Genomic DNA, 23,152 nt, shown 5'->3' with positions numbered 1-23,152 from the left:
GTTCGTGGTACGGCTGACTCTCTCCTGAGCAAACGCTCAGTCGGTCGCCGATTCTTCCAGACGGGCTGAGCGGATGCTCAGACGGTGCCCGCCGGCCCCCGCACGCCGCTCTCCAGGCGGACCACGACGGACTTGCTGGCCGGGGTGTTGCTGGTGTCCGCGGTGGCGTCCAGCGGCACCAGCACATTGGTCTCCGGGTAGTACGCGGCCGCGCAGCCCCGGGCCGTCGGGTAGTGCACGACCCGGAAGCCCGGTGCCCGGCGCTCCACACCGTCCTTCCACTCGCTCACCAGGTCCACGTACGACCCGTCGGCCACACCCAGCGCCCGCGCGTCCTCCGGGTGCACCAGGACCACCCGGCGGCCGTTTTTTATGCCCCGGTAGCGGTCGTCCAGGCCGTAGATCGTGGTGTTGTACTGGTCGTGCGAGCGCAGTGTCTGCAACAGCAGCCGGCCCTCGGGCAGGCCGGGGTACTCGACCGGCGCCGCCGTGAAGTTCGCCCTGCCGGTGGCCGTCGGGAAACGGCGCTCGTCGCGCGGGGCGTGCGGCAGGGCGAAGCCGCCCGGGTGCGCCACGCGCGCGTTGAAGTCCTCGAAACCGGGGACCACGCGCGCGATACGGTCACGGACCGTCGCGTAGTCCTTCTCGAACTCCTCCCACGGCGTACTGCCGCCCTCCCCGAGCACCCGGCGCGCCAGCCGGCACACGATCGCCGGCTCCGACAGCAGATGCGGGCTCGCGGGCTCCAGACGCCCCCGGGAGGCGTGCACCATGCCCATCGAGTCCTCGACGGTCACGAACTGCTCGCCGCCGCCCTGCAGATCGCGCTCGGTACGGCCCAGCGTCGGCAGGATCAGCGCCCGCGTGCCCGTCACGACATGCGAACGGTTCAGCTTCGTCGACACGTGCACGGTCAGCCGCGCCCGCCGCATCGCCGCCTCCGTGACCTCCGTGTCCGGGCTGGCCGACACGAAGTTGCCGCCCATCGCGAAGAAGACCTTCGCCTCCCCGTCACGCAGCGCGCGGATGGCCCGGACGACGTCGAAGCCGTGCTCGCGCGGCGGCGCGAAACCGAACTCCTTCTCCAGGGCGTCCAGGAACGCCGGGGACGGCCGCTCGAAGATGCCCATCGTGCGGTCGCCCTGCACGTTCGAGTGGCCGCGGACCGGGCACACGCCCGCGCCGGCGCGGCCTATGCTGCCGCGCAGCAGAAGGAAGTTGACGATCTCCCGGATCGTCGGCACCGAGTGCTTGTGCTGGGTGAGGCCCATGGCCCAGCAGACGATCGTGCGCTCGGAGGCGAGCACCATGCGCAGCGCCTCCTCGATCTCCGCGCGGCCCAGGCCGGTCGCGGCCAGCGTCTCGTCCCAGTCGGCGGCCCGGGCGACGGCGGCGAACTCCTCGAACCCGTGGGTGTGCTCGCGCACGAACTCCTCGTCGACGGCTCCCCCGGTCTCCAGGACGAGCTTGTTGAGGAGCCGGAACAGCGCCTGGTCGCCGCCGAGGCGGATCTGCAGGAACAGGTCGGTCAGCGCGGCGCCCTTCAGCATGCCCTGCGGGGTCTGCGGGTTCTTGAACCGCTCCAGACCGGCCTCCGGGAGCGGATTGACGCTGATGATCCGCGCGCCGTTCGCCTTGGCCTTCTCCAGCGCGGAGAGCATCCGGGGGTGGTTGGTCCCCGGGTTCTGCCCGGCGACGACGATCAGGTCGGCCTGGTAGAGGTCCTCCAGCAGGACGCTGCCCTTGCCGACGCCGATCGTCTCGTTCAGCGCCGAGCCCGAGGACTCGTGGCACATGTTGGAGCAGTCCGGCAGGTTGTTGGTGCCCAGCTCGCGCGCGAAGAGCTGGTAGAGGAACGCGGCCTCGTTGCTCGTGCGGCCCGAGGTGTAGAAGACGGCCTCGTCGGGGGAGCCGAGGGCGGCGAGCTCCTCGCCGATGATGTCGAAGGCCCGCTCCCAGCCGACCGGCTCGTAGTGCTCGGCGCCCTCGGGCAGGTACATGGGGTGGGTGAGCCGGCCCTGCTGGCCGAGCCAGTAGCCGCTGCGGTGCCGCAGGTCGGCGACCGGGTGCGCGGCGAAGAACTCGGGTGTCACCCGCCGCAGGGTGGCCTCCTCGGCGACGGCCTTGGCGCCGTTCTCGCAGAACTCGGCCGCGTGCCGGTGGTCGGGCTCCGGCCAGGCGCAGCCCGGGCAGTCGAAGCCGTCCTTCTGGTTGACCCTGAGCAGCGTCAGCGCGGTGCGCTTCACGCCCATCTGCTGCTGCGCGATGCGCAGCGTGTGCCCGATCGCGGGCAGGCCCGCCGCGGCGTGCTCGGGCTCCGCGACCCGCGGCGCGTCCTGAACCGGGTCCTCGCTCGGCGGCTTCGTGGCCATCGCACGCTCTCCCTCACACCGGCAGCACTGCCTCTACCTCCGATCCTCGCACGCCTGCCCGACACGAATCGAGGCCGACCGACCTGAGCCGTGCACGACCGACGCAGGTCGTGAGCGGCCGACGCCGTGGCGGGGACAGCCGACACGGTGCGGGGGTGGCCAACACGGGGCGGGGCTGACCGACGTCGTGCCGGGGATCGCCGACGCTCTGCGGGGATGCCGGACCTCGTGCGGGATGGCCGACGCCGGTCGTGCATGACCGACGTAGGTCGTGGGTGGCCGGTACAGGGCGGGGGTGGCCGAGGTGTCGTCCTCGCCGGCATTCCGACCGTCGGCCTTCACTGTCAGTGCGGCGTGGCAGGATCGGGGGCGTGGCAGAGACAGCAGCGAAGAAGACCGACAAGACCCCCGGCGCGACCCGTCCCCGGCTGATGCTCATGGACGGGCACTCGCTGGCCTACCGCGCGTTCTTCGCGCTGCCCGCGGAGAACTTCACCACCGCGACGGGCCAGCCCACCAACGCGATCTACGGCTTCGCCTCGATGCTGGCCAACACCCTGCGTGACGAGGCCCCCACGCACTTCGCGGTGGCGTTCGACGTCTCCCGCAAGACCTGGCGCTCCGAGGAGTTCGCCGAGTACAAGGCGAACCGCTCCAAGACCCCGGACGAGTTCAAGGGCCAGGTCGAGCTGATCGGCGAGCTGCTCGACGCGATGCACGCGCAGCGCTTCGCCGTCGAGGGCTTCGAGGCCGACGACATCATCGCCACCCTCGCCACCCAGGCCGAGGCCGAGGGCTTCGACGTCCTCATCGTCACCGGCGACCGCGACTCCTTCCAACTGGTCACCGAGCACACCACGGTCCTCTACCCGACGAAGGGCGTCTCCGAGCTGACCCGGTTCACCCCGGAGAAGGTTTTCGAGAAGTACGGGTTGACGCCCGCCCAGTACCCCGACTTCGCGGCCCTGCGGGGCGACCCGTCCGACAACCTCCCCGGCATCCCGGGCGTCGGCGAGAAGACCGCCGCGAAGTGGATCAACCAGTTCGGCTCCTTCGGCGAGCTCGTCGAGCGCGTCGACGAGGTCAAGGGCAAGGCCGGCCAGAACCTCCGCGACCACCTGGAGTCGGTCAAGCTCAACCGCCGCCTCACCGAGCTGGAGCGCGGCGTCGAGCTGCCCCGGACGGTCACCGAGCTGGAGCGCGCGCCGTACGACCGCAAGACCGTCGCGATGATCCTGGACACCCTGGAGATCCGGAACCCGTCGCTGCGCGAGCGCCTCTACGCCGTCGACCCCGGCGCCGAGGAGGCCGAGGCCGCACCGGTCGCCGAGGCGGGCGTGGAGGTCGACGCCACCGTCCTCGGCACCGGCGAGCTGGCCGGCTGGCTCGCCGGGCACGGCACCGCCCCGCTGGGCGTCGCCACCGTCGACACCTGGGCGCTCGGCACCGGCTCGGTCGCCGAGATCGCCCTCGCCACGGGTGACGGTCCGGCCGCCTGGTTCGACCCCGCCCAGCTCGACGAGGCCGACGAGAACGCGTGGGCGGCCTGGCTCGCCGACCCCGAGCGGCCCAAGGTCTTCCACAACGTCAAGGGCGCCATGCGGGTCTTCGCCGAGCACGGCTGGACCATCGACGGCGTCACCATGGACACCGCCCTCGCCGCGTACCTGGTCAAGCCCGGCCGCCGCTCCTTCGACCTGGACGCGCTGTCCCTGGAGTACCTGGGCCGCGAGCTGGCCCCCGCCGCGGCGGCCGACGGCCAGCTGGCCTTCGGCGCGGACGACGCAGCGGAGGCCGAGGCCCTGATGGTCCAGGCCCGCGCGATCCTCGACCTCGGCGAGGCCTTCGGCGGCCGGCTCCAGGAGGTCGGCGCGGCGGACCTGCTGCGGGACATGGAGCTGCCCACCTCGGTCCTGCTCGCCCGCATGGAGCGGCACGGCATCGCCGCCGACCGCGCCCACCTGGAGGCCATGGAGCAGATGTTCGCGGGCGCCGTGCAGCAGGCCGTGAAGGAGGCGCACGCGGCGGCCGGCCACGAGTTCAACCTGGGCTCGCCCAAGCAGCTCCAGGAGGTCCTCTTCGGCGAGCTCGCCCTGCCCAAGACGAAGAAGACCAAGACCGGCTACACCACCGACGCCGACGCCCTCGCCTGGCTCGCAGGACAGACCGACAACGAACTGCCGGTGATCATGCTCCGGCACCGTGAGCAGGCCAAGCTGCGCGTGACGGTCGAGGGCCTGATCAAGACCGTCGCCGCCGACGGCCGTATCCACACCACGTTCAACCAGACCGTCGCCGCGACCGGCCGCCTCTCCTCCACGGACCCCAACCTCCAGAACATCCCGGTCCGCACGGACGAGGGCCGGGCCATCCGCCGGGGCTTCGTGGTCGGCGAGGGCTTCGAGTCCCTCATGACCGCCGACTACAGCCAGATCGAACTGCGCGTGATGGCCCACCTCTCCGAGGACGAGGGCCTGATCGAGGCGTTCACCTCCGGCGAGGACCTGCACAACACGGTCGCCTCCCAGGTGTTCGACGTCGACCGCTCGGCCGTCGACGCGGAGATGCGCCGCAAGATCAAGGCCATGTCGTACGGCCTCGCGTACGGTCTGTCGGCCTTCGGCCTCTCCCAGCAGCTGAACATCGACGCGGGCGAGGCACGGGCCCTGATGGACACGTACTTCGAGCGGTTCGGCGGGGTCCGCGAGTACCTGCGCCGGGTCGTCGACGAGGCGCGTGCCACCGGCTACACGGCGACCCTCTTCGGCCGCCGCCGCTACCTCCCCGACCTCAACAGCGACAACCGCCAGCGCCGGGAGGCGGCCGAGCGGATGGCCCTCAACGCGCCCATCCAGGGCACGGCGGCGGACATCGTCAAGATCGCGATGCTGCGGGTGGACGTCGCGCTGCGCGAGGCGGAGCTGAAGTCCCGCATGCTCCTCCAGGTCCACGACGAAATCGTCCTGGAGATCGCCCCCGGCGAGCGCACCCGGGTCGAGGCGGTCCTGCGCGAGCAGATGTCCAAGGCGGTCGACCTCCGGGCCCCGCTGGACGTCTCGGTCGGTGTCGGCCCGGACTGGGAATCGGCGGCGCACTAGCCCCGGGCACTAGGCCCCTGCGCGTGGCCCCCGGCGCCAGGCCGGCAGGGCCCGCGCGCGAACGAGGCGGGCCCGAAGGCGCCGCTCCCCGGACACCGGGGAGCGGCGCCCGGGAAACGGCGGCACCGCCGCATCCCGCCCGGAAAACGGTGGCACCGCCGCATCACTCACCTGGCCCCCGCCAGAACGCCCCCGCCTCCGCCACCGGCAAGGATGCGGCCATGGGTATACGAATGGTTCACCGCCGGACGCCCCAGAGCAGGCCCCGGGCCAAGGCCCGCGCCGCCTCCGCCGCCGCCCAGGCCACGGCGTCCTCGCCGGCCCGGGCCCAGGCGGCCGACGCCAGTTCCGCCCGCATCCCCGTCGACCTCGGCGTCACCGTGCGCCGCGCGGTCACCCGTCTGCGCCGCAAACTCCGCGCCCGCCCCGGCCCGCGCCAGTGGCTCGACCTCGCCCGCGGCTACCTGGCGCTGTTCCTCAGCGCCCTGCCCGGCCCCCGCCGCCCCCGCACCATGACCGTCTTCGTGGCCACCCTCACCGAACGGCCGAAGGAGTCCGCGGCACCTCGGCCACCGGAACCGGACGCCACACCCTGACCGCCACGGCGTACCCCACCACCCCCAGCAGCAGCCCCGCGCCCGCCCCGAAGAGCACCGTCGGCAGCAGCTCCCAGGGCCTCGCCGTCGCTCCCCAGTACTCCCACCACCGCGTCGCCCGCCGCAGCGCAGCCGACAGGGCGCAGCCCGCGATCCCGGCACCGGCCCACCACCGGTCCCGTACCGACAGCGGCGGCACCCCCACCGGCTCCCCGGCCGGGGACCGCCGTACCGCGCGGGCCACGAACGCGGCGAGCACGGCCGCGGCGAGTGCCGAACTGCCGTACTGGAGGAGGGTGTACAGCGGCATGCCCGCCACGTTCCGGCCGATCGCGGGGACCAGCCGCGTCCCCCAGCGGTCGTGGTGCGTGAACGCGTCCCAGACGATGTGCGTCAGACCGCCGAGCACGGCCGAGACGTACCAGCGCGCCGTCACCGACAGACCGGCACGCGCGCGTGGCGCCCCGCAGCGCAGCAGCCCGGCCACCCGCCCCTGCCGGGCCCGCGGCAGCAGGGCCACAAGAGGTTCCCGGACCAGGAGCCACAGCGCCACCAGCGTCCAGGAGAAGAGCACGTCCACGGTGAGGACACCGGCGAAGGAGTGCGTGAACGTGCCGAACTCCATCGCGTCCGGCACCGCGCTCGCCGCGTAGTAGGTGAGATCGGGCGCGAACGACCCCGCCACGAGCACCGCCGGGACCAGCCGCCCGCGCCCGGTCCCGTCCCCGCGCACGGCGGGCAGCACCGCGGCGGCGTGGCTGAGCGTGAACGGCATCCGGACCCCCTGGAACAGTCGCCGGCCGGAGTGCCGAACGGTGATCGCGTACGGCAAGTATCCGGGACACGACCAGTGTTCGACGGGGAATGGCCGACGGGTGAAAACCGGGCACCGGCGGGTGTCCGTGGCAGGCAAGTTGTCGTAGTGTCGCCTGGGTCGCCGCCCCGGCGCGTTCGGCCGGGTGCGCGACCTCACCACTCGAAAGAGGCAACGGGGGCAACCACAGCACCGGGTCGACCGTCACACAAGGGCGAGCGGACAGACGGAGACGGACGCCCAGAAGGCGTTCATGGGGAGGGGTTCACCTATGGCGGCGCAATTCGGCAGGCGGCTGCGCAAGGGAGCGGCGACCACCGCCGCGGCCGCGTTGGCGGTGGCGGCTCTCTCCGCCTCCCAGGCACCGGGCGTCACCGCCGACACGGGCAGGCAGGCCAACGCCGGCGCCAGCGCCTCCGCGCCCGACGAGGCCGGCGCCACCGGCAACTCGCCGTACTACACGGACCTGCCGCCGCTCGACAGCCCGAACCCCAGCAGCAGCCCCACTGCCTCCTCGTCGAGCATCGGCACCGCGGTCTCCCGGGGCGCGGCCGAGTCGGGCATACCGGCCACCGTTCTCGACGCCTACCAGAAGGCCGAGGCGGAGCTGAGCGCCTCCAAGCCGGGCTGCAACCTGCCCTGGCAACTGCTCGCCGCCATCGGCAAGGTGGAGTCCGGCCAGGCCCGCGGAGGTGACGTCGACGCCGAGGGCACCACCCTCCACCGGATCCTCGGCCCCGAGCTCGACGGCAACGGCTTCGCGCTCATCAAGGACACCGACGGCGGCCAGTACGACGGCAACAGCCGCTACGACCAGGCCGTCGGCCCCATGCAGTTCATCCCCTCGACGTGGGCGTGGGCGGGCCGCGACGGCAACGGCGACGGCGTCAAGGACCCCAACAACATCTACGACGCGGCGCTCGCCGCCGGCCACTACCTGTGCCGCTACGGCTGGGACCTGTCCGTCCAGGCCGACATGAACAAGGCGATCCTCAGCTACAACAACTCGCAGGACTACCTCGACCTGGTGCTGTCCTGGTACGAGTTCTACCGCAAGGGCACCCACTCGGTCCCGGACGGCACCGGCACCGTGCCCCAGCACCGCAGCGACGGCTCGACCGGCTCCGGCTCCGGTGGTTCCGGCAGCTCCGGTTCCGACGGCTCCCCGGGCACGCCCGCCACGAGCACGCCCAAGCCCGACGAGCCCTCGCCGGACACCCCGAGCGAGTCCCCGAGCCTGCCGCCCACGGCCACCGACACGGTGGACCACCTGGAGGACGCGGGCACCGCCAAGCTCACGGCGATGGCCGGCGACGCGTTCACCAAGAAGATCAGCACACGCGCGCAGACCAAGGCCGGCCGGATCGTCGCCAAGGTCCGCGTCCGCTTCACCATCGTCGGTGACACGGACACGACCTTCACCGGCGGCGAGAGCGTCGCCACCGTCACCACCGACAGCAAGGGTGTCGCCGTCGCGCCGACCCTCCAGGCGGGCGAGGACACCGGTGACTTCACGGTCCGGGCCACCGTGGTCGGCCGTACGGTCACCCCGGTGGACTACTCCGCGACCGTCACCGCCCGCGCCGCCGACACCCTCGCCCTCGTCAACACCACCGCGCTGACCTCCGCCCCGGGCGGCGAGTTCGCCGACCAGGTCCAGACGAAGGCCACCTACCAGGGAGCCGTCGCCGACAAGGTCGCCGCCACCGCCACGCTGATCAAGTCGGCGGACGACACCGGCGAGAACGACTCGGGCCCGTACTTCAAGGACGCGGACGGCAACGCCGTACGCACCCTCACGGACCTCAGTACGGACGCGGACGGCCTGCTCACACTGCCCAAGCTGTACGCGGACGACACCACCGGCACGTTCCTGCTGCGCATCACCACCACCGGCGGCGCGGTGCTCACCGTCGAGCTGACGGTCGCCGCGGCGGACAGCTCGGAGAGCCCGTCTCCGACCGCCTCGGCGAGTGCGTCGGCGTCGGCGTCTGCTTCGGCGTCCGCGTCCGCTTCGGCGTCCGCCTCGGCGAGCGAGAGCGCCTCGGCCTCCGCCGGCTCCTGACACCTCCCGGTCCACGGCCTTACGGCCACCAGGGCGCCCTCCCGCAGCCGCGGGAGGGCGCCCTGGTGTGTGAGACCTGTTCTCATCTCGCCCTCCCGTTGCTACCGTGCCCGGACCTGACGATCCATCAGGAACCGACCGCAGGGAGGCCCGCATGCGTGCCCTGATCGCCGCCGCGACCGGTCTCGCCCTCGCGCTCGCCCTGGTCGTGACCATCAGCGCCCTGGGGTCGCCGACCGGAAAGACGTCCCCCAAGCCGCTGCTCACGACGGTGCCGTCACACCCGTAACCGCCGCCCCGGGAGGCCGAGATGCGCCGCAAGGCCAGTCTGGTCCTGCTCGCCTTCGCCGTGTTCTTCGCGGCGCTGTCCCCGCTGCTGCGCTGGTACGCCTTCCCACGGCTCGCCAAGATCCCCGCGAACCAGTACCAGGACATGGTCCTGGAGGCGAAGGACGCCACCCTCCTCGACTACGGCACCATGCAGGCGAAGACGGTCCCCGAGGTCACCATCGTGCAGACCCTCAAGGGCAACGTGGAGGCCGCCCGGAAGATCGAGAAGACGGCGGGGCGGGACGTCGTCGTCTGGGACGGGCTGTCCTACGTCCAGGGCCCCGACGGCAAGATGGTCTCCGAGATCCCCGAGCGCTACATCTTCGACGCCCACAGCCAGGAACCCGTTCACGCCACCGGCGAGTCGGTCGACGGCGACCCCGTGAAACGGGACGGCATCGAGTTCAAGTGGCCCTTCCTCACCGAGAAACGGGACTACGAGTACTTCGACGCGCAGACCCGCACCACCAACCCCATCCACTACAAGGGGACGCGGACCTTCCGGGGCGTCGAGGTCTACTACTTCGAGCAGACCATCCCGTGGACCAAGGTCCCCATGCCCAAGAAGATGCCGGTCCAGGGCATCACCGCCGCATCGGTCGCCAAGACCGGCACCACCCGCTGGTACACCACCGTCCGCAGGTTCTGGGTCGAACCCGTCACCGGGGCGCCCGTGTACGGCGAGGAACTCCACAAGGAGGAACTGCGCGGCGGCACCCTCCTCGGCGACCGCGCCAAGGTCACGGCGTTCTCCGGCGACGTGAAGATGCGCGAGGACTACATCGAGCACACGGTCGCCCTGGTGAAGCACAACCGCACCCTCGTCCTGATGCTGACCTCCTACCTCCCCTGGGGCTTCCTCTCCGCCGGTCTCGTCCTGCTCGCGCTCTCCCTCTGGCTGGAGGCCCGCGGCCGCCGCCCGGCCGACCCGGCCCCGGCCGACTCCGCGGTCCCCGAACCGGTCAGCGCCTGAGCCGCGCGTTGGTGTGCCGGGTCGGCTCGGCGCCGGCCGGGTCCTCGGGCCACGGATGCTTCGGATACCGCCCGCGCAGCTCGGCCCGCACGCCCTTGTAGCCGTCCTTCCAGAAGGACGCCAGGTCGGCGGTGACGGCGGCGGGCCGCCCGGCCGGCGACAGCAGATGCACCAGCACCGGCACCCCGGCCACCGACGGCGACTCCTGCAGCCCGAACATCTCCTGCAACTTCACCGCGAGCACGGGCTGTTCGGGGTTCCCGTAGTCGACCCGGATCCGCGACCCGCTCGGTACGGCGATCCGCTCCGGGGCCAGGTCGTCCAGCCGCCCCGCCTCCCCGCTCGCCCACGGCAGCAGCCGCCGCAGCGCCTCACCGGCGTCCACGCGCGCGAGATCGGCCCGCCGCCGGGCCCGGCTCAGCTCCGGCTCCAGCCATTCGTCCACGCGCGCGTGCAGCGCGTCGTCACCCACGTCCGGCCAGGGCTCCCCGAGGCGCAGCCGCAGGAACGCGAGCCGCTGGCGCAGCACGACGGCGTCGGGCGTCCACCGCAGCAGGCCGAGCCCTTCCTGCCGCAGCCCTTCGAGCAGCGCCCCGCGTACGAGGACGGGATCGGCGTCCCGCAGCGGCCGCACCGCCAGCTCGACCGCCCCGAGCCGCTCCACGCGCCGCGCGACGACGTCCCCGTCGGCCCAGCGCACCTCGTCCCGCTCGTCGAGCAGCGCCCCGGCCGCCGCCCGCGCGGTCTCCTCGTCCACCACCGCCGCGAGCTGCACACGCGCGTGCCCCTTCCCGAGCGGCCGGTCGGCCACGGCGACGGCGAGCCAGGGCGCGGACCGCAACGGCGACCCCTCACGCAGCTCGGCACGGGTCCCGGAAACCATGAGATGAGACCCCCCGTCCCCCCGCGCGACCCGCTCCGGAAAAGCCAGAGCGACGACAACCCCGACCCCCGCCCCGACACCGACGCCCCCAACCCCGACCCCGGCTCCAGCCACCGCCCGGGCCACCGCTCGGGCCCCGGCCCCGGCCCCGGCTTCGGTCTCGGTCTCGGTCTCCGGTGGAGCCCCGTGGGCAGGCGCGCGGGAGGCGTCCGTGAGGACGGACCGCAGGCGGCGGACCTCCGCGCGCCATCTCGTGGCGTAGGCGTCGCCCGCGCGGCGTGCGTCTCGGAGGGCGGCTCCCAGGTCGTCCCCGTAATCCCGGGGGACCTCCTCGCTCAACAACGCGACCACCTCGGCGGCCCGCTCCGGTCCCACCGCCGCGGCCCCGTCCAGCAGGGCCCGCCCCAGCCGGGGGTGCAACCCCAGCCGGGCCAGCCGCAGCCCCCTCTCCGTGGCCCGGCCGGCGGAGTCGACCGCCCCGATCGCCGCCAGCAGATCCCGCGCCGCCGCCATCGCCCCGCCCGGCGGCGGATCCAGCAGCGCCAGCCCGGCTGCCTCCGGATCGCCCCAGCAGGCCGCCTGGAGAGCGAACGCGGTCAGATCCGCCACCCTGATCTCCGGCGCCGGAAAAGCCGTCAGGCGCCCGTCCTCGGCCTCCGACCAACAGCGGTACACCGCCCCCGGCGCCTCCCGCCCGGCCCGCCCCGCCCGCTGCCGCCCGGCCGCGCGCGACGCCCGTACCGTGGTCAGCGCGCTCAGCCCGCGCGCGTGGTCGACACGCGGCTCCCGCGCCAGCCCCGAGTCGACGACCACCCGGACCCCGGGAACGGTGAGCGACGACTCCGCGACCGCCGTGGCCAGCACCACCCGGCGCCGCGCCCCCGGCGCCAGCACCGCGTCCTGGACGGCCGCCGGTGCCCGCCCGTGCACCTGGAGCACCTCGACGTCCCCCAGGCCCCCCAGCTGACCGGCCACGCGCGCGATCTCCCCGACGCCCGGCAGGAAGCACAGCACGTCCCCGTCCCGCTCGGCCAGCGCCCGCCGCACCAGCGACGCCACGTGCGACAGCAGCGCCGGGTCGACACGCATCCCGTGCGGCGGCCGTACCGGACGGGCCGGCGGCGCCCACACCACCTCCACCGGGTACGCGACGCCGTCCGCCGCCACCACCGGCGCCCCGCCCAGCAGCCGCGCCCAGCCCTGAGCGTCCGTCGTCGCCGACGCGGCCACCAGCCGCAGCTCCGGCCGCAGCGTCTCCCGCACGTCCCAGAGGAAGGCCGCCGCCGTGTCGGCGTCCAGATGCCGTTCGTGGCACTCGTCGAGAACGACCACGTCCACGCCGGACAGCTCCTGGTCGCGCTGGAGACGCTGGAGCAGCACACCCGTGGTGACGACCTCCACGCGCGCGCGTGGACCGACGACACGCTCGCCGCGCACCGTGTAGCCGACGCTCCGCCCGACCTGCTCGCCGAGCAGCCAGGCCATCCGGCGGGCCGCCGCGCGGGCGGCGATCCGGCGCGGCTCGGCCACCACCACCCGCCGCGCGGGCCCCTCGCCCAGCAGCCCGGCCAGCGCCAGCGGCACCAGCGTCGTCTTGCCGGTGCCGGGCGGCGCCACCAGGACGGCGGTGCCGTGCCCGGCCAGGGCGTCGGTCAGACCGGGCAGGGCCTGTCGTACGGGCAGCGCGTCCAGGGCGTCGTAACGGATCACGCCCCCAGTGTCGTACGGCTCAGGAAACCGCCCTCACGGGCGCGTGGGCGTGAGTGTGCCCGGAGTCGTTCTCGGCGCCGATCAGGCACCGCCCCCACGCGCGCGTGGGCGTGAGGAAGGGGGAGAGGGGTTTCAGTCCCGGTCGCACACGAAGATCGCCGTGCCGGGGATGAGGTTGCCCCGCAGCGGGGACCAGCCGCCCCATTCGGAGGTGTTCCAGGCCGGCCACTCCGGCTCGACCAGGTCCACCAGCCGGAAACCGGAGCGCGCGATGTCACGGACCCGGTCACCGAGCGTGCGGTGGTGCTCGACGTACACCGCACGGCCCTCCTCGTCCTGCTCGACGTACGGCGTGCGGTCGAAGTAGGAGGCCGACACCGACAGGCCCTCGGGGCCCGGCTCGTCCGGGAACGCCCAGCGGATCGGATGCGTCACCGAGAAGACGAAACGGCCGCCGGGGCGCAGGACGCGGCGCACCTCGCGCAGCACCAGGCCCGGGTCGGCGACGAAGGGGAGCGCGCCGTACGCCGAGCACACCAGGTCGAAGGAGGCGTCCGCGAAGGGCAGCGCGCCGGCGTCCGCACAGACAAGGGGAAACGATCCGCCGATACGCAGCGAATGCTGGAGCTGGCGGTGCGAGAGGTCCAGGGCGACCGGCCGGGCCCCCTGCGCGGCCAGCCAGCGCGAGCACTGGGCCGCGCCGGCGCCGATCTCCAGGACGTCCCTGCCCTTGAGCTCCTCCGGCGGGCCGAGCAGCTCCGCCTCCACCTCGTCCAGGCCCTCGGGACCCCACACGAAGCGGTCGTCGCCCAGGAAGGTGCCGTGCTCGACCTGGTACTCGTCGGCGTTGCGGTCCCACCAGCCCCGGTTGGCCCGGCTGCTCTCGGCGGTCCCGGCGTCCCGGCGGGTGGCTTCCGGCTCGGCCTCTGCTCCGGTGTCTGTCCCGGCCTCGGCGAGGTCGAACGAATCGGGCTCTTGGATGATCGGCTCCCTCGTCGTACTCTTCCGTCCAACCCGTTCGCGGGGGTGTCACGGAGGAGGTCTGTCAGGCCTGCGTGGCCTCGTGGGACGGTTCTTGTGCCGGGAATGCGGCGATCCGCCCCGGGTGTGCGCCTTCGCGCATTGACCCTGCCTGGCTGCCCCCGTATGCTACAAGTTGCGCTGCGGGCCTGCGCACCTCAGACGTAGCAGGCTGCGCTCGCATCTGTTGTATGTCCCCTCGGTTGTCGAGGCGTCACCAGTCTTTCGGTGGCGCTTCCTAGGCTGTCCGGCTTCTTCAGAGCGAAACAGGCTCCCGGCGTGAGCAGTACCTACGACTTCAATGTCCGTACCGGAGCCCTTTCTCACATGACGAGCAGCACCGAGACCACCGCCACCACCCCGCAGGTAGCGGTCAACGACATCGGTAACGAGGAAGCCTTCCTCGCCGCGATCGACGAGACGATCAAGTACTTCAACGACGGCGACATCGTCGACGGCGTCATCGTGAAGGTCGACCGGGACGAGGTCCTGCTCGACATCGGTTACAAGACCGAAGGTGTCATCCCGAGCCGCGAGCTCTCGATCAAGCACGATGTCGACCCCAACGAGGTCGTCGCCGTCGGTGACGAGATCGAAGCCCTTGTTCTCCAGAAGGAGGACAAGGAAGGCCGCCTGATCCTCTCGAAGAAGCGCGCCCAGTACGAGCGTGCCTGGGGCACCATCGAGAAGATCAAGGAAGAGGACGGCATCGTCACCGGTACCGTCATCGAGGTCGTCAAGGGTGGTCTCATCCTCGACATCGGCCTCCGCGGCTTCCTCCCGGCCTCCCTGGTCGAGATGCGCCGTGTCCGCGACCTCCAGCCCTACGTGGGCAAGGAGCTCGAGGCGAAGATCATCGAGCTGGACAAGAACCGCAACAACGTGGTCCTGTCCCGCCGCGCCTGGCTGGAGCAGACCCAGTCCGAGGTCCGCCAGACGTTCCTCACGACCCTCCAGAAGGGTCAGGTCCGCTCCGGTGTGGTCTCCTCGATCGTCAACTTCGGTGCCTTCGTGGACCTGGGTGGCGTCGACGGTCTGGTCCACGTCTCCGAGCTGTCCTGGAAGCACATCGACCACCCGTCCGAGGTTGTCGAGGTCGGCCAGGAAGTCACCGTCGAGGTCCTCGACGTCGACATGGACCGCGAGCGCGTCTCCCTGTCGCTGAAGGCGACCCAGGAAGACCCGTGGCAGCAGTTCGCCCGTACGCACCAGATCGGTCAGGTCGTCCCGGGTAAGGTCACCAAGCTCGTTCCGTTCGGTGCGTTCGTCCGCGTGGACGAGGGCATCGAGGGTCTGGTCCACATCTCCGAGCTGGCCGAGCGCCACGTGGAGATCCCGGAGCAGGTCGTCCAGGTCAACGACGAGATCTTCGTCAAGGTCATCGACATCGACCTCGAGCGCCGCCGCATCAGCCTCTCGCTGAAGCAGGCCAACGAGGCCTTCGGTGCCGACCCGGCCACGGTCGAGTTCGACCCGACCCTGTACGGCATGGCCGCGTCCTACGACGACCAGGGCAACTACATCTACCCCGAGGGCTTCGACCCCGAGACCAACGACTGGCTCGAGGGCTACGAGACCCAGCGCGAGGCGTGGGAGCACCAGTACGCCGAGGCGCAGACCCGCTTCGAGCAGCACCAGCAGCAGGTCATCAAGAGCCGCGAGGCCGACGCCGCTGCCGCTGCCGAGGGTGGCGACGCCGCCGGTGCGGCTCCGGCCGCGGGTGGCGGTTCGTACTCCTCCGAGGGCGCCGACACCTCCGGTGCGCTGGCCTCGGACGAGGCGCTGGCCGCGCTCCGCGAGAAGCTCGCGGGCGGCCAGAGCTGAACGCTCACTGAGCACTAGCTCCTGACCGAGGGGCCGCACCTTCCGAGGTGCGGTCCCTCGGTTCTTTTGTGCCGTGCCCCTCGGGACACTCGTGAAAAGGCGGTGAGAGCCCGGCTGATCAAGACGCCCGTGGGAATGCCCATGTCCTGTGGCACGTTGTCACGTACGAACACGAGGAGGAGCGGTCACAGTGCTTGATCCGCAGGGTTTGTACGCATGGGAGCCGAAGGGCCTGAGCGTCGTCGACATGGCGCTCGCCCAGGAGTCGGCCGGTCTTGTCATGCTCTACCACTTCGACGGATACATCGACGCGGGAGAGACCGGCGACCAGATCGTCGACCGGCTCCTCGACTCGCTGCCCCACCAGGTCGTCGCCCGCTTCGACCACGACCGGCTCGTGGACTACCGGGCCCGCCGCCCGCTGCTCACCTTCAAGCGGGACCGCTGGACCGAGTACGAGGAGCCCAGCATCGAGGTCCGCCTGGTCCAGGACGCCACCGGCGCCCCCTTCCTGCTGCTGTCGGGACCCGAGCCGGACGTCGAGTGGGAGCGCTTCGCCGCGGCCGTCCGACAGATCGTGGAGCGCCTGGGCGTACGCCTGTCCGTGAACTTCCACGGCATCCCCATGGGCGTCCCGCACACCCGCCCCGTCGGCCTCACCCCGCACGGCAACCGCACCGACCTGGTCCCCGGCCACCGCAGCCCCTTCGACGAGGCCCAGGTGCCCGGCAGCGCCGAGTCACTGCTCGAATACCGCCTCATGGAGGCCGGCCACGACGTCCTGGGCGTCGCCGCGCACGTCCCGCACTACATCGCCCGCTCGCCCTATCCGGACGCCGCCCTGACCGTCCTGGAGGCCATCACGGGCGCCACCGGCCTCGTCCTCCCGGGCATCGCGCACGCCCTGCGCACGGACGCGCACCGCACCCAGACCGAGATCGACCGCCAGGTCCAGGAGGGCGACGAGGAACTCACCGCCCTCGTCCAGGGCCTGGAGCACCAGTACGACGCGGCCGCCGGCGCCGAGACCCGGGGCAACATGCTCGCCGAGCCGGTGGAGATCCCCTCCGCGGACGAGATCGGCCTCGAATTCGAACGCTTCCTCGCAGAGCGCGAGGGCGACAACTGACCTCGACGCCCGACCGGGGCGTGGGCCCTGGGCCGAGCATGGGCCCCGACCTGATATCGGCTCCTGGGCGGGCATCGGCTCTCGGGCGGGCATCGGCCCCGGCTGTGCGTCGGCCTGCCACGACCGTTCCTGCGTCGGCGGTCGTGCCTGTGCCTGCGACCGTGCGTCGGCCCGCAGCCGGGGAAGCGTCCGCAGCCGGGCGACTGGCTTGGACCGGGCGACTGGCTTGGACCGGGCGACTGGCCTGGACCGGGCGACTGCCTTGGTCGGCCGCCGGACCACCAGCACGACGTCGTCCCAGCGGCCTCGTCCCGGAGTCTCGGTGTTCGAGCCTCGTACGGGTCGGTGTCGGTCACAGGCCCTAAGCTTCGGGGCATGCTGAAAGTTGGCCTCACCGGTGGCATCGGCGCCGGCAAGAGCGAGGTGTCGCGGCTGCTCGTCGGGCACGGCGCCGTGCTGATCGACGCGGACCGCATCGCACGTGAGGTGGTCGCACCCGGAACTCCCGGGCTCACGGCCGTCGTCGACGCCTTCGGCCCGGATGTACTGACCGCCGACGGCAGCCTGGACCGGCCGAAGCTCGGCTCGATCGTCTTCGCCGACCCCGAGAGACTCGCCGTACTCAACGCGATCGTGCACCCCCTCGTCGGCGCCCGCTCCCGCGAACTGGAGAGCGCCGCCGCCGACGACACCGTGGTGATCCACGACGTCCCGCTCCTCGCGGAGAACAGCCTCGCGCCGCTCTACGACGTCGTGGTCGTCGTGGACGCCGCCCCCGGGACCCAGCTCGACCGGCTGACCCGGCTGCGCGGAATGACCGAGGAGGACGCCCGGGCGCGCATGGCCGCACAGGCGACGCGCGAGGAACGCCTGGAGATCGCCGACATCGTCATCGACAACGACGTACCTCTCGACGCGCTCCGACAGCGCGTCGAGGAGGTGTGGACCGACCTCGTGCGGCGGGCGCGGGAGTCGGGCTCGAACTAGCGGGAAGGCATCTTCGAAATAGCGGGCACCCGTCCGGGCGTTGAACCGCTTCAGCGAGGGAAGGACTCTGCCGTGCCCGAGACCAGCGGTTCGACCGGACGTACTCCGGAGACGCATGTCATCGACTTCCGTGCCGCCGAGCAACTGCTCAACGCACGGGATCCGCGAGGCGCGGTGAAACTGCTCGACGGAGTGATCGCCGCGCACCCCGAGAACACCGCCGCCCGGCTGCTGCGCGCGCGTGCCTTCTTCGCCGCCGCACAACTGCGTCCGGCCGAGCTGGAGTTCACCATCGTCCTGGAGCGCGAGCCGGACAACGCCTTCGCCCACTTCGCGCTCGCCCGCACCTACGAACGGCAGAGCCGCGCCGACCTCGCGATACGCCACTTCCGTCTCGCGGCCGCGCTGGACCCGAACCCCGAGTACCTGAAGGCGGCCCGCTTCGACAGCGGCGCGTGACCGGCCGTCCCCTCACGGGTGACGGTGCTGCGGCGGACGCCGGTACGGCGGCGGGCTGTCCACGGGCCGGTACGGCGGCACATCTCGGCCCGGCTGGTAGTGCGGGCCCTGCCTGATGTGCCTGATGATCACGGTCATGTCGACGGTGGCCACCAGCCACAGCACACCACAGGCGGCCGCCCAGCCGGGGCGCCCCACGAGGGCGAACACCGCCGTGCCGAAGATCGCCCAGGCGACTCCCCACAGACTCAGCCACAACCGCGCCCGCAGCGCACTGCGCGCGGTCACCGGCTCACTTCCCGTACGCATCCCGGATCACTACTCCTCCTTGCAACGTACTCTTCGTCCAGGACGTTCACCAAGGGCGCCGTTCACCGAGCGGTGACGGTCGCCGAGGCAAGGGGGACCGCACCGTGCTGCCGGACGCCGACGACCTGCCCGCCCTGCTCCTCGACCTCGCCGTGCCGCACGAGGACATCAACGCGGTGGCCGCCCTGAGCCGGACCGTGACCGCCGACCCCGGGGTACGGCGGCTGCTGGAGGAGTGCGTCGGGGACGTGACCGGCGCCGTCCGCGAGGTCGACGACGCGGCCGGTCTCGGTGACCGGGCCGCGCAGGCGCCGGCCGCACTGCGCGATTACTTCCTCGTCCTCGTCTTCCTCGCGGCCGTGCCGTACGTCCGCGACGCGCACCGGGCACGCGGCATCCCCGAGGACGTCACCCGGTACACCCTCACCGACCTCGGCCGTGGCATGACAGTGCACCGCAGGCGCCACAACCGGGGAGGCCTGTCCGCGCACCAGGCCCACTGGCTCACCCGCCACTTCCGCGGACGGCTCTACCAGCTCGGACGGCTCCAGTACGAGCGATCGGAACTCGGCGAACGCACGGCACGAGCGATCACGACCACCGGAACCGAGGCCTCCACCGGAACCGACACATCTACCGGCACCGATGCCTCAACCGATGCCTCCACCGAATCCGGAACCGAATCCGGAACGGGAACCGGCACCGACAGCCCCGCCGGAGTCTCCGTGGCCGTCGGTGAACCCATCCTGGACCTGCACATCCCCGACTTCCTCGGACCGCTCACCCCGGCCGCCTACGACCGTTCCCTCGCCCGCGCCCGGGAGTTCTTCGCCCGGTACTTCCCCGAGGAGTCCCACACCGTCGCGACCTGCCACTCCTGGCTGCTCGATCCCCAGCTGCGGCGACACCTCCCGCCCGGCTCCAACATCGTCCGCTTCCAGGAGCGGTTCCGGCCGGGATGGCAGGACCCGGAACCGGCCGACACCACACCGGTCGCCTTCGTCTTCGGCAACCCCGACCTGCCCGTCCGCGACCTTCCCCGACGGACCTCGTTGGAACGGGCGGTCGGCGACCACCTGCGAGCGGGCGGCCACTGGTACACCGGGCACGGCTGGATCCCGTGGAATCAATGACGGGTGATCAACTCCACCAGTGCAGACAGAAGTTCCCGCCTCCCCTCCCCAACGCCTCGAACTACTCGAACGAGTGAACTGTCGTCGCACGGGAACGGCCGGGCGACGGCCGGCCGTTCTTCGGGCATGACGGTTGAAATGCGTGAGGGGTACGAGGGGACAGGGCCCGGTGCGATCACCCCGGACGGCTGCGCGGTCGAGCTCTACTCGCGGCTGGCCGTGGCGGGCGAGCCGGACATCATCGAGGCAGCGGTGCCGGCCGGCGCCCACATCCTGGAACTGGGCTGCGGCGTGGGGCGGATGACCCACCCGCTGCTGGAGCGAGGCTTCACGGTCACGGCCGTGGACGAGTCGGCCGAGATGCTGGAGCGGGTGCGCGGGGCACGCACGATACGCGGCTCCATCGAGGAGCTGGACCTGGGCGAGCGGTTCGACGTGGTGATGCTCGCGTCGTTCCTGGTGCACGCCGGAGACGCGGAGGTACGGCGGGCCATGCTCCGCACCTGCGTGGCGCACGTGGCGGACGGCGGCTGTGTACTCATCCAGCGGGAGGGCGCGGACTACCACACCAACGTGCCGAGAGAGCGGGTCGACCCCAGCGGCTACACCGTACGGATAGTGGCGGTGGAGCCGGTCGGCGACGGGGTGAACTCGGTCCGTGCGGAGTACGACTTCCCCGACGCGTCCTGGACCCAGACCTTCCGCGCCCGGCCGCTCACCAGGGAGCAGTTCGAGGAGGCACTGACAGAAGCGGGCCTGGAGGTGGCCGCGTACCTGACCGACGACGGGACATGGGTGAAGGCCGTACCGACCGCGTAAGGAGAAGCACCACCTGGAGAAGCCGAACGGCTGCCGATGAGCTCCCGAGGAACGGCGGCTCCACCTCACGGCAGCGACAGCGACAGCGACAGCGCCAGTGCCAGCTCCCTGGATCACCGGCCGCCGGAGCGCCCACCACCACGCCGCCCCGGTCCGCTCCCGCCCGCGCCGGTGGCTCCGTCCGGGCCGTCCAGCCCGCCTGGGCCGCCCAGTCCGCCGAGCCCACGGAGGCGTTCCAGTTCGCGGCGGTCGCGCTTGGTGGGACGGCCGGTGCCGCGGTCGCGCAGGCCGATCGGGGCGACGGCCTCGCGGGGCGGGGGCGGCGGGGAGTTGTCGATGTAGCACTGGGCGGCGACGGGCGCGCCGACGCGCTTGCGGATGAGGCGCTTCACGATGACGACCCGTTCGCGTCCCTCGTGGCGCAGCCGTACCTCGTCGCCGACACGCAGGGAGTGGGCGGGCTTGACGCGATCGCCGTTCACCTGGACGTGGCCGCCCCGGCAGGCGGTGGCGCCCATGGAGCGGGTCTTGATGAGGCGTACGGCCCAGATCCAGCTGTCGATCCGCACGTTCTCGCCCGGGGCAGGCCCCGCGGCCTCGGCGGCGGCGATGGCAGCGGCGACGGCGGCGGGATCGGGGGCCTCTGCGGCAGGGGTCCCGGTGCCCTCGGTGGGCTCGGCCGGGGCGGGGGCGCCGTCCCCACCGTTCGCCCGCTCCCTGCTCTCGTCCGCGTCCTCAGAAGCCATGCCCCGACCTTAGCCCGCCGAGCCGAAGGACACGGACCCGATTTCCGCGGCACCCGCACCACCTCCCGCCACGCACAGGACCACCCGAAACGACGCGACCGACGCCCCCGGAGACCCGCCCCCACCGCCCAGGCGCAGCCACGAACCGCGCCCCGCTCACCCACCCCTACCGCCCCACTGACCCACCTCCTACCACCCCCACCCACTCACCTCACTCATCCCGCGCACCTCACACCCCACGCACCCCCGTCTCCCGCCCTACCGTGGAGCCATGACCAGCAGTGCGTCGCTAGCCCGTCTCGATCAGCGTGTCGGTGGCTGCCGGACCTGTCCTCGGCTGGTCGCCTGGCGGGAGGACGTGGCGCGCACCAAGCGGGCCGCGTTCGCCGACTGGACGTACTGGGGCCGCCCGGTGCCGGGCTTCGGACCCGCCGACGCCCGCCTGTTGATCATCGGCCTCGCCCCGGCCGCGCACGGTGGCAACCGCACGGGCCGGATATTCACCGGTGACCGTTCCGGGGACGTGCTGTACCAGGCGCTGTACGACGTCGGGCTCGCCTCGCAGCCGACGTCGGTGAGCGCCGACGACGGCCTGGAGCTGCACGGCGTGCGGATCACCGCGCCGGTGCACTGCGCCCCGCCCGGCAACAAGCCGACCCCCGGGGAGCGTGACGCCTGCCGGCACTGGCTGGTCGAGGAGCTGGGGCTGCTGCGGCCGACGCTGCGGGCCGTCGTCGTGCTCGGCGCGTTCGGCTGGCAGGCCGCGCTGCCGGCGTTCGCGGAGGCGGGCTGGAGCGTGCCCAGGCCCCGCCCCGCCTTCGCCCACGGTGCCCGGGTCGCCCTCGACGGCGTGGAACTCTTCGGCTGCTTCCACGTCAGCCAGCGCAACACCTTCACCGGCCGCCTCACCCCCGTGATGCTCCGCGAGGTGCTGCGAACGGCGGCGGAGGCGGCCGGGCTGCCGTGAGGGGGGGGGCGGAGGGCGCCCGGACCATCCCGGCCTGTCCCCGCCCGACGGACGGTCCCGGTCGGACGGTCCGGGTCGGACGGTCCCGGTCGGACAGTGCGCTGCGACCGGTGCCCTGCGATCCGTGCGCTGCAACTCGTTCCCGGCGGTCAGTGCGGGGCGTCCTCGCCGAACAGGTGCCGCACCGTGGAGCGGTAGTTGGCCTGGACGTGGCCGAGGGCGCGGGCGCGGGCGCGGTCCGGGTCGCCGGAGGCGATCGCGTCGTACAGCTCGCGGTGTTCGGTGAGGAGCTGGGGCCATTCCTCGTTGCGCCGGGTGAGCCAGCGCAGACGGCCGTCGACGGGTTCCATGACCGAGATCAGCAGGCTGTTGCCGGCCAGGGCCAGGATCCGGTCGTGGAAGCGGGTGTTGATGTCGGTGATGGTCTCGGCGTCGTCCGTCCCGGTCGCCGTGGCCGCCTGGTCGAGGAGCCCGCGCAGTTCGGCCAGTGCCTCGGGGGTCGCGCGTGCCGCCGCGAGCCCGGCCGCGTACACCTCCAAGGCCTCGCGCAGCTCGAAGAGTTCCTTGACGTCGGTCGGGGTGAGCCGGCGGACGACGGTGCGCCGGGCCGACTCGAAGAGGACGAAGCCCTCGGCGACCAGGGCCCGGATCGCCTCCCGGACCGGTACCCGGGACACCCCGAACCGCTCGGCCAGTTCGCGTTCGACGAGCCGGTCGCCCGGGCCGAGGCGTCCCTCGATGATGTCCTGCCGCAGCGTCGCCAGGACGCGCTCGCGTACCGCGCCCAGGGGTTCGATCTTCGTCGTGGGGGAGCCCATGAGGTCATTTTCGCCGACCCGAGGGGGCTTTTACGGAGCCGTAACGGGACGGACATCGGTCGGAACGCTTGACGGGAGGACCATGACGGCAGTTTGGTAT

General features: G+C 72.3%; 19 protein-coding genes. 12 read left to right on the top strand and 7 right to left on the bottom strand.

Going from position 1 to position 23,152, the window contains the following annotated elements:
* Window positions 1–77 precede the first annotated feature (77 nt).
* Entirely contained in the window at window positions 78–2,372 is a 2,295-nt protein-coding gene (locus ACZ619_RS04100; protein ID WP_469593809.1) for an FdhF/YdeP family oxidoreductase, read from the bottom strand.
* 371 nt (window positions 2,373–2,743) lie between these two features.
* Here ACZ619_RS04100 and polA point away from each other — a divergent pair, with 371 nt between their 5' ends.
* Complete coding sequence (gene polA, locus ACZ619_RS04095; RefSeq protein ID WP_469593806.1) at window positions 2,744–5,470, top strand: DNA polymerase I; 2,727 nt, start codon at window positions 2,744–2,746, stop codon at window positions 5,468–5,470.
* 221 nt (window positions 5,471–5,691) lie between these two features.
* Window positions 5,692–6,066 carry a hypothetical protein gene (locus tag ACZ619_RS04090; protein ID WP_469593804.1) on the top strand — a complete coding sequence of 125 codons (375 nt, stop codon included), beginning with the start codon at window positions 5,692–5,694 and terminating at the stop codon, window positions 6,064–6,066.
* On the opposite strand, the gene ACZ619_RS04085 is transcribed toward ACZ619_RS04090, so the two are convergent.
* Window positions 6,005–6,841: a DUF4184 family protein gene (locus ACZ619_RS04085; RefSeq protein WP_469593801.1), complete on the bottom strand. Its 837-nt coding sequence runs from the start codon at window positions 6,839–6,841 to the stop codon at window positions 6,005–6,007. The genes ACZ619_RS04090 and ACZ619_RS04085 overlap by 62 nt on opposite strands.
* Window positions 6,842–7,151: 310 nt before the next feature.
* On the opposite strand from ACZ619_RS04085, the gene ACZ619_RS04080 reads away from it, so the two are divergent.
* The 3 genes from ACZ619_RS04080 (at window position 7,152) to pgfA (ending at window position 10,248) form a co-directional block, all read left to right on the top strand.
* Window positions 7,152–8,945 carry a lytic transglycosylase domain-containing protein gene (locus tag ACZ619_RS04080; protein ID WP_469593799.1) on the top strand — a complete coding sequence of 598 codons (1,794 nt, stop codon included), beginning with the start codon at window positions 7,152–7,154 and terminating at the stop codon, window positions 8,943–8,945.
* 154 nt (window positions 8,946–9,099) lie between these two features.
* Window positions 9,100–9,234: an SPW_0924 family protein gene (locus ACZ619_RS04075; protein ID WP_469593797.1), complete on the top strand. Its 135-nt coding sequence runs from the start codon at window positions 9,100–9,102 to the stop codon at window positions 9,232–9,234.
* 21 nt (window positions 9,235–9,255) lie between these two features.
* Window positions 9,256–10,248: a cell envelope lipid trafficking protein PgfA gene (gene pgfA / locus ACZ619_RS04070; protein WP_469593795.1), complete on the top strand. Its 993-nt coding sequence runs from the start codon at window positions 9,256–9,258 to the stop codon at window positions 10,246–10,248.
* Here pgfA and hrpB read toward each other — a convergent pair.
* On the bottom strand, window positions 10,238–12,841 hold the full coding sequence (hrpB, locus tag ACZ619_RS04065; protein ID WP_469593792.1) for an ATP-dependent helicase HrpB: 2,604 nt from the start codon (window positions 12,839–12,841) through the stop codon (window positions 10,238–10,240). The genes pgfA and hrpB overlap by 11 nt on opposite strands.
* Window positions 12,842–12,973: 132 nt before the next feature.
* Complete coding sequence (locus ACZ619_RS04060; protein ID WP_469594490.1) at window positions 12,974–13,822, bottom strand: class I SAM-dependent methyltransferase; 849 nt, start codon at window positions 13,820–13,822, stop codon at window positions 12,974–12,976.
* A 366-nt stretch (window positions 13,823–14,188) separates the two neighbouring features.
* Here ACZ619_RS04060 and rpsA point away from each other — a divergent pair, with 366 nt between their 5' ends.
* From rpsA to ACZ619_RS04040, 4 genes are all read left to right on the top strand, one after another.
* Complete coding sequence (gene rpsA, locus ACZ619_RS04055; protein WP_055514157.1) at window positions 14,189–15,685, top strand: 30S ribosomal protein S1; 1,497 nt, start codon at window positions 14,189–14,191, stop codon at window positions 15,683–15,685.
* Window positions 15,686–15,875: 190 nt separating this feature from the next.
* Window positions 15,876–16,814 (top strand): PAC2 family protein, encoded by a 939-nt coding sequence (locus ACZ619_RS04050; protein ID WP_469593789.1) that lies wholly within the window; start codon window positions 15,876–15,878, stop codon window positions 16,812–16,814.
* A gap of 375 nt (window positions 16,815–17,189) precedes the next feature.
* Window positions 17,190–17,801 carry a dephospho-CoA kinase gene (gene coaE / locus ACZ619_RS04045; RefSeq protein WP_469593787.1) on the top strand — a complete coding sequence of 204 codons (612 nt, stop codon included), beginning with the start codon at window positions 17,190–17,192 and terminating at the stop codon, window positions 17,799–17,801.
* Window positions 17,802–17,873: 72 nt separating this feature from the next.
* Window positions 17,874–18,260 carry a tetratricopeptide repeat protein gene (locus tag ACZ619_RS04040; RefSeq protein WP_469593786.1) on the top strand — a complete coding sequence of 129 codons (387 nt, stop codon included), beginning with the start codon at window positions 17,874–17,876 and terminating at the stop codon, window positions 18,258–18,260.
* A gap of 12 nt (window positions 18,261–18,272) precedes the next feature.
* Here ACZ619_RS04040 and ACZ619_RS04035 read toward each other — a convergent pair whose 3' ends face one another.
* Entirely contained in the window at window positions 18,273–18,569 is a 297-nt protein-coding gene (locus ACZ619_RS04035; RefSeq protein WP_469593784.1) for a DUF6343 family protein, read from the bottom strand.
* Between the two features lie 104 nt (window positions 18,570–18,673).
* On the opposite strand from ACZ619_RS04035, the gene ACZ619_RS04030 reads away from it, so the two are divergent.
* Together ACZ619_RS04030 and ACZ619_RS04025 are read left to right on the top strand one after the other, a co-directional pair.
* Window positions 18,674–19,702, top strand: a complete 1,029-nt coding sequence (locus ACZ619_RS04030; protein ID WP_469593781.1) for an acyltransferase domain-containing protein — start codon at window positions 18,674–18,676, stop codon at window positions 19,700–19,702.
* Window positions 19,703–19,828: 126 nt separating this feature from the next.
* Complete coding sequence (locus ACZ619_RS04025; protein ID WP_469593779.1) at window positions 19,829–20,521, top strand: class I SAM-dependent methyltransferase; 693 nt, start codon at window positions 19,829–19,831, stop codon at window positions 20,519–20,521.
* A gap of 113 nt (window positions 20,522–20,634) precedes the next feature.
* Here the strand turns inward: ACZ619_RS04025 and ACZ619_RS04020 are convergent, their stop codons facing one another.
* On the bottom strand, window positions 20,635–21,267 hold the full coding sequence (locus ACZ619_RS04020) for an RNA-binding S4 domain-containing protein (protein WP_469593776.1): 633 nt from the start codon (window positions 21,265–21,267) through the stop codon (window positions 20,635–20,637).
* A gap of 271 nt (window positions 21,268–21,538) precedes the next feature.
* Between ACZ619_RS04020 and ACZ619_RS04015 the strand changes: the two genes are divergently transcribed.
* Window positions 21,539–22,234 carry a uracil-DNA glycosylase gene (locus tag ACZ619_RS04015; RefSeq protein WP_469593774.1) on the top strand — a complete coding sequence of 232 codons (696 nt, stop codon included), beginning with the start codon at window positions 21,539–21,541 and terminating at the stop codon, window positions 22,232–22,234.
* Between the two features lie 149 nt (window positions 22,235–22,383).
* Here the strand turns inward: ACZ619_RS04015 and ACZ619_RS04010 are convergent, their stop codons facing one another.
* Complete coding sequence (locus ACZ619_RS04010) at window positions 22,384–23,052, bottom strand: GntR family transcriptional regulator (RefSeq protein WP_469593772.1); 669 nt, start codon at window positions 23,050–23,052, stop codon at window positions 22,384–22,386.
* Window positions 23,053–23,152 lie beyond the last annotated feature (100 nt).

It is taken from the genome of Streptomyces sp. NPDC104367 (assembly GCF_055583825.1).
The sequence above is the reverse complement of the archived record's forward strand: the minus strand, read 5'-3'. Positions and strand labels throughout refer to the sequence as shown.

Excerpts from the sequence above, each read along its gene's own strand:
- ACZ619_RS04090 (WP_469593804.1), top strand. The coding sequence starts at position 5,692 with ATGGGTATACGAATGGTTCACCGCCGGACGCCCCAGAGCAGGCCCCGG.
- ACZ619_RS04075 (WP_469593797.1), top strand. The coding sequence starts at position 9,100 with ATGCGTGCCCTGATCGCCGCCGCGACCGGTCTCGCCCTCGCGCTCGCC.
- coaE (WP_469593787.1), top strand. The coding sequence starts at position 17,190 with ATGCTGAAAGTTGGCCTCACCGGTGGCATCGGCGCCGGCAAGAGCGAG.
- ACZ619_RS04010 (WP_469593772.1), bottom strand. The coding sequence starts at position 23,052 with ATGGGCTCCCCCACGACGAAGATCGAACCCCTGGGCGCGGTACGCGAG.
- ACZ619_RS04020 (WP_469593776.1), bottom strand. The coding sequence starts at position 21,267 with ATGGCTTCTGAGGACGCGGACGAGAGCAGGGAGCGGGCGAACGGTGGG.
- pgfA (WP_469593795.1), top strand. The coding sequence starts at position 9,256 with ATGCGCCGCAAGGCCAGTCTGGTCCTGCTCGCCTTCGCCGTGTTCTTC.
- ACZ619_RS04025 (WP_469593779.1), top strand. The coding sequence starts at position 19,829 with ATGACGGTTGAAATGCGTGAGGGGTACGAGGGGACAGGGCCCGGTGCG.
- ACZ619_RS04035 (WP_469593784.1), bottom strand. The coding sequence starts at position 18,569 with ATGCGTACGGGAAGTGAGCCGGTGACCGCGCGCAGTGCGCTGCGGGCG.
- ACZ619_RS04015 (WP_469593774.1), top strand. The coding sequence starts at position 21,539 with ATGACCAGCAGTGCGTCGCTAGCCCGTCTCGATCAGCGTGTCGGTGGC.
- ACZ619_RS04100 (WP_469593809.1), bottom strand. The coding sequence starts at position 2,372 with ATGGCCACGAAGCCGCCGAGCGAGGACCCGGTTCAGGACGCGCCGCGG.
- rpsA (WP_055514157.1), top strand. The coding sequence starts at position 14,189 with ATGACGAGCAGCACCGAGACCACCGCCACCACCCCGCAGGTAGCGGTC.
- ACZ619_RS04080 (WP_469593799.1), top strand. The coding sequence starts at position 7,152 with ATGGCGGCGCAATTCGGCAGGCGGCTGCGCAAGGGAGCGGCGACCACC.
- ACZ619_RS04085 (WP_469593801.1), bottom strand. The coding sequence starts at position 6,841 with ATGCCGTTCACGCTCAGCCACGCCGCCGCGGTGCTGCCCGCCGTGCGC.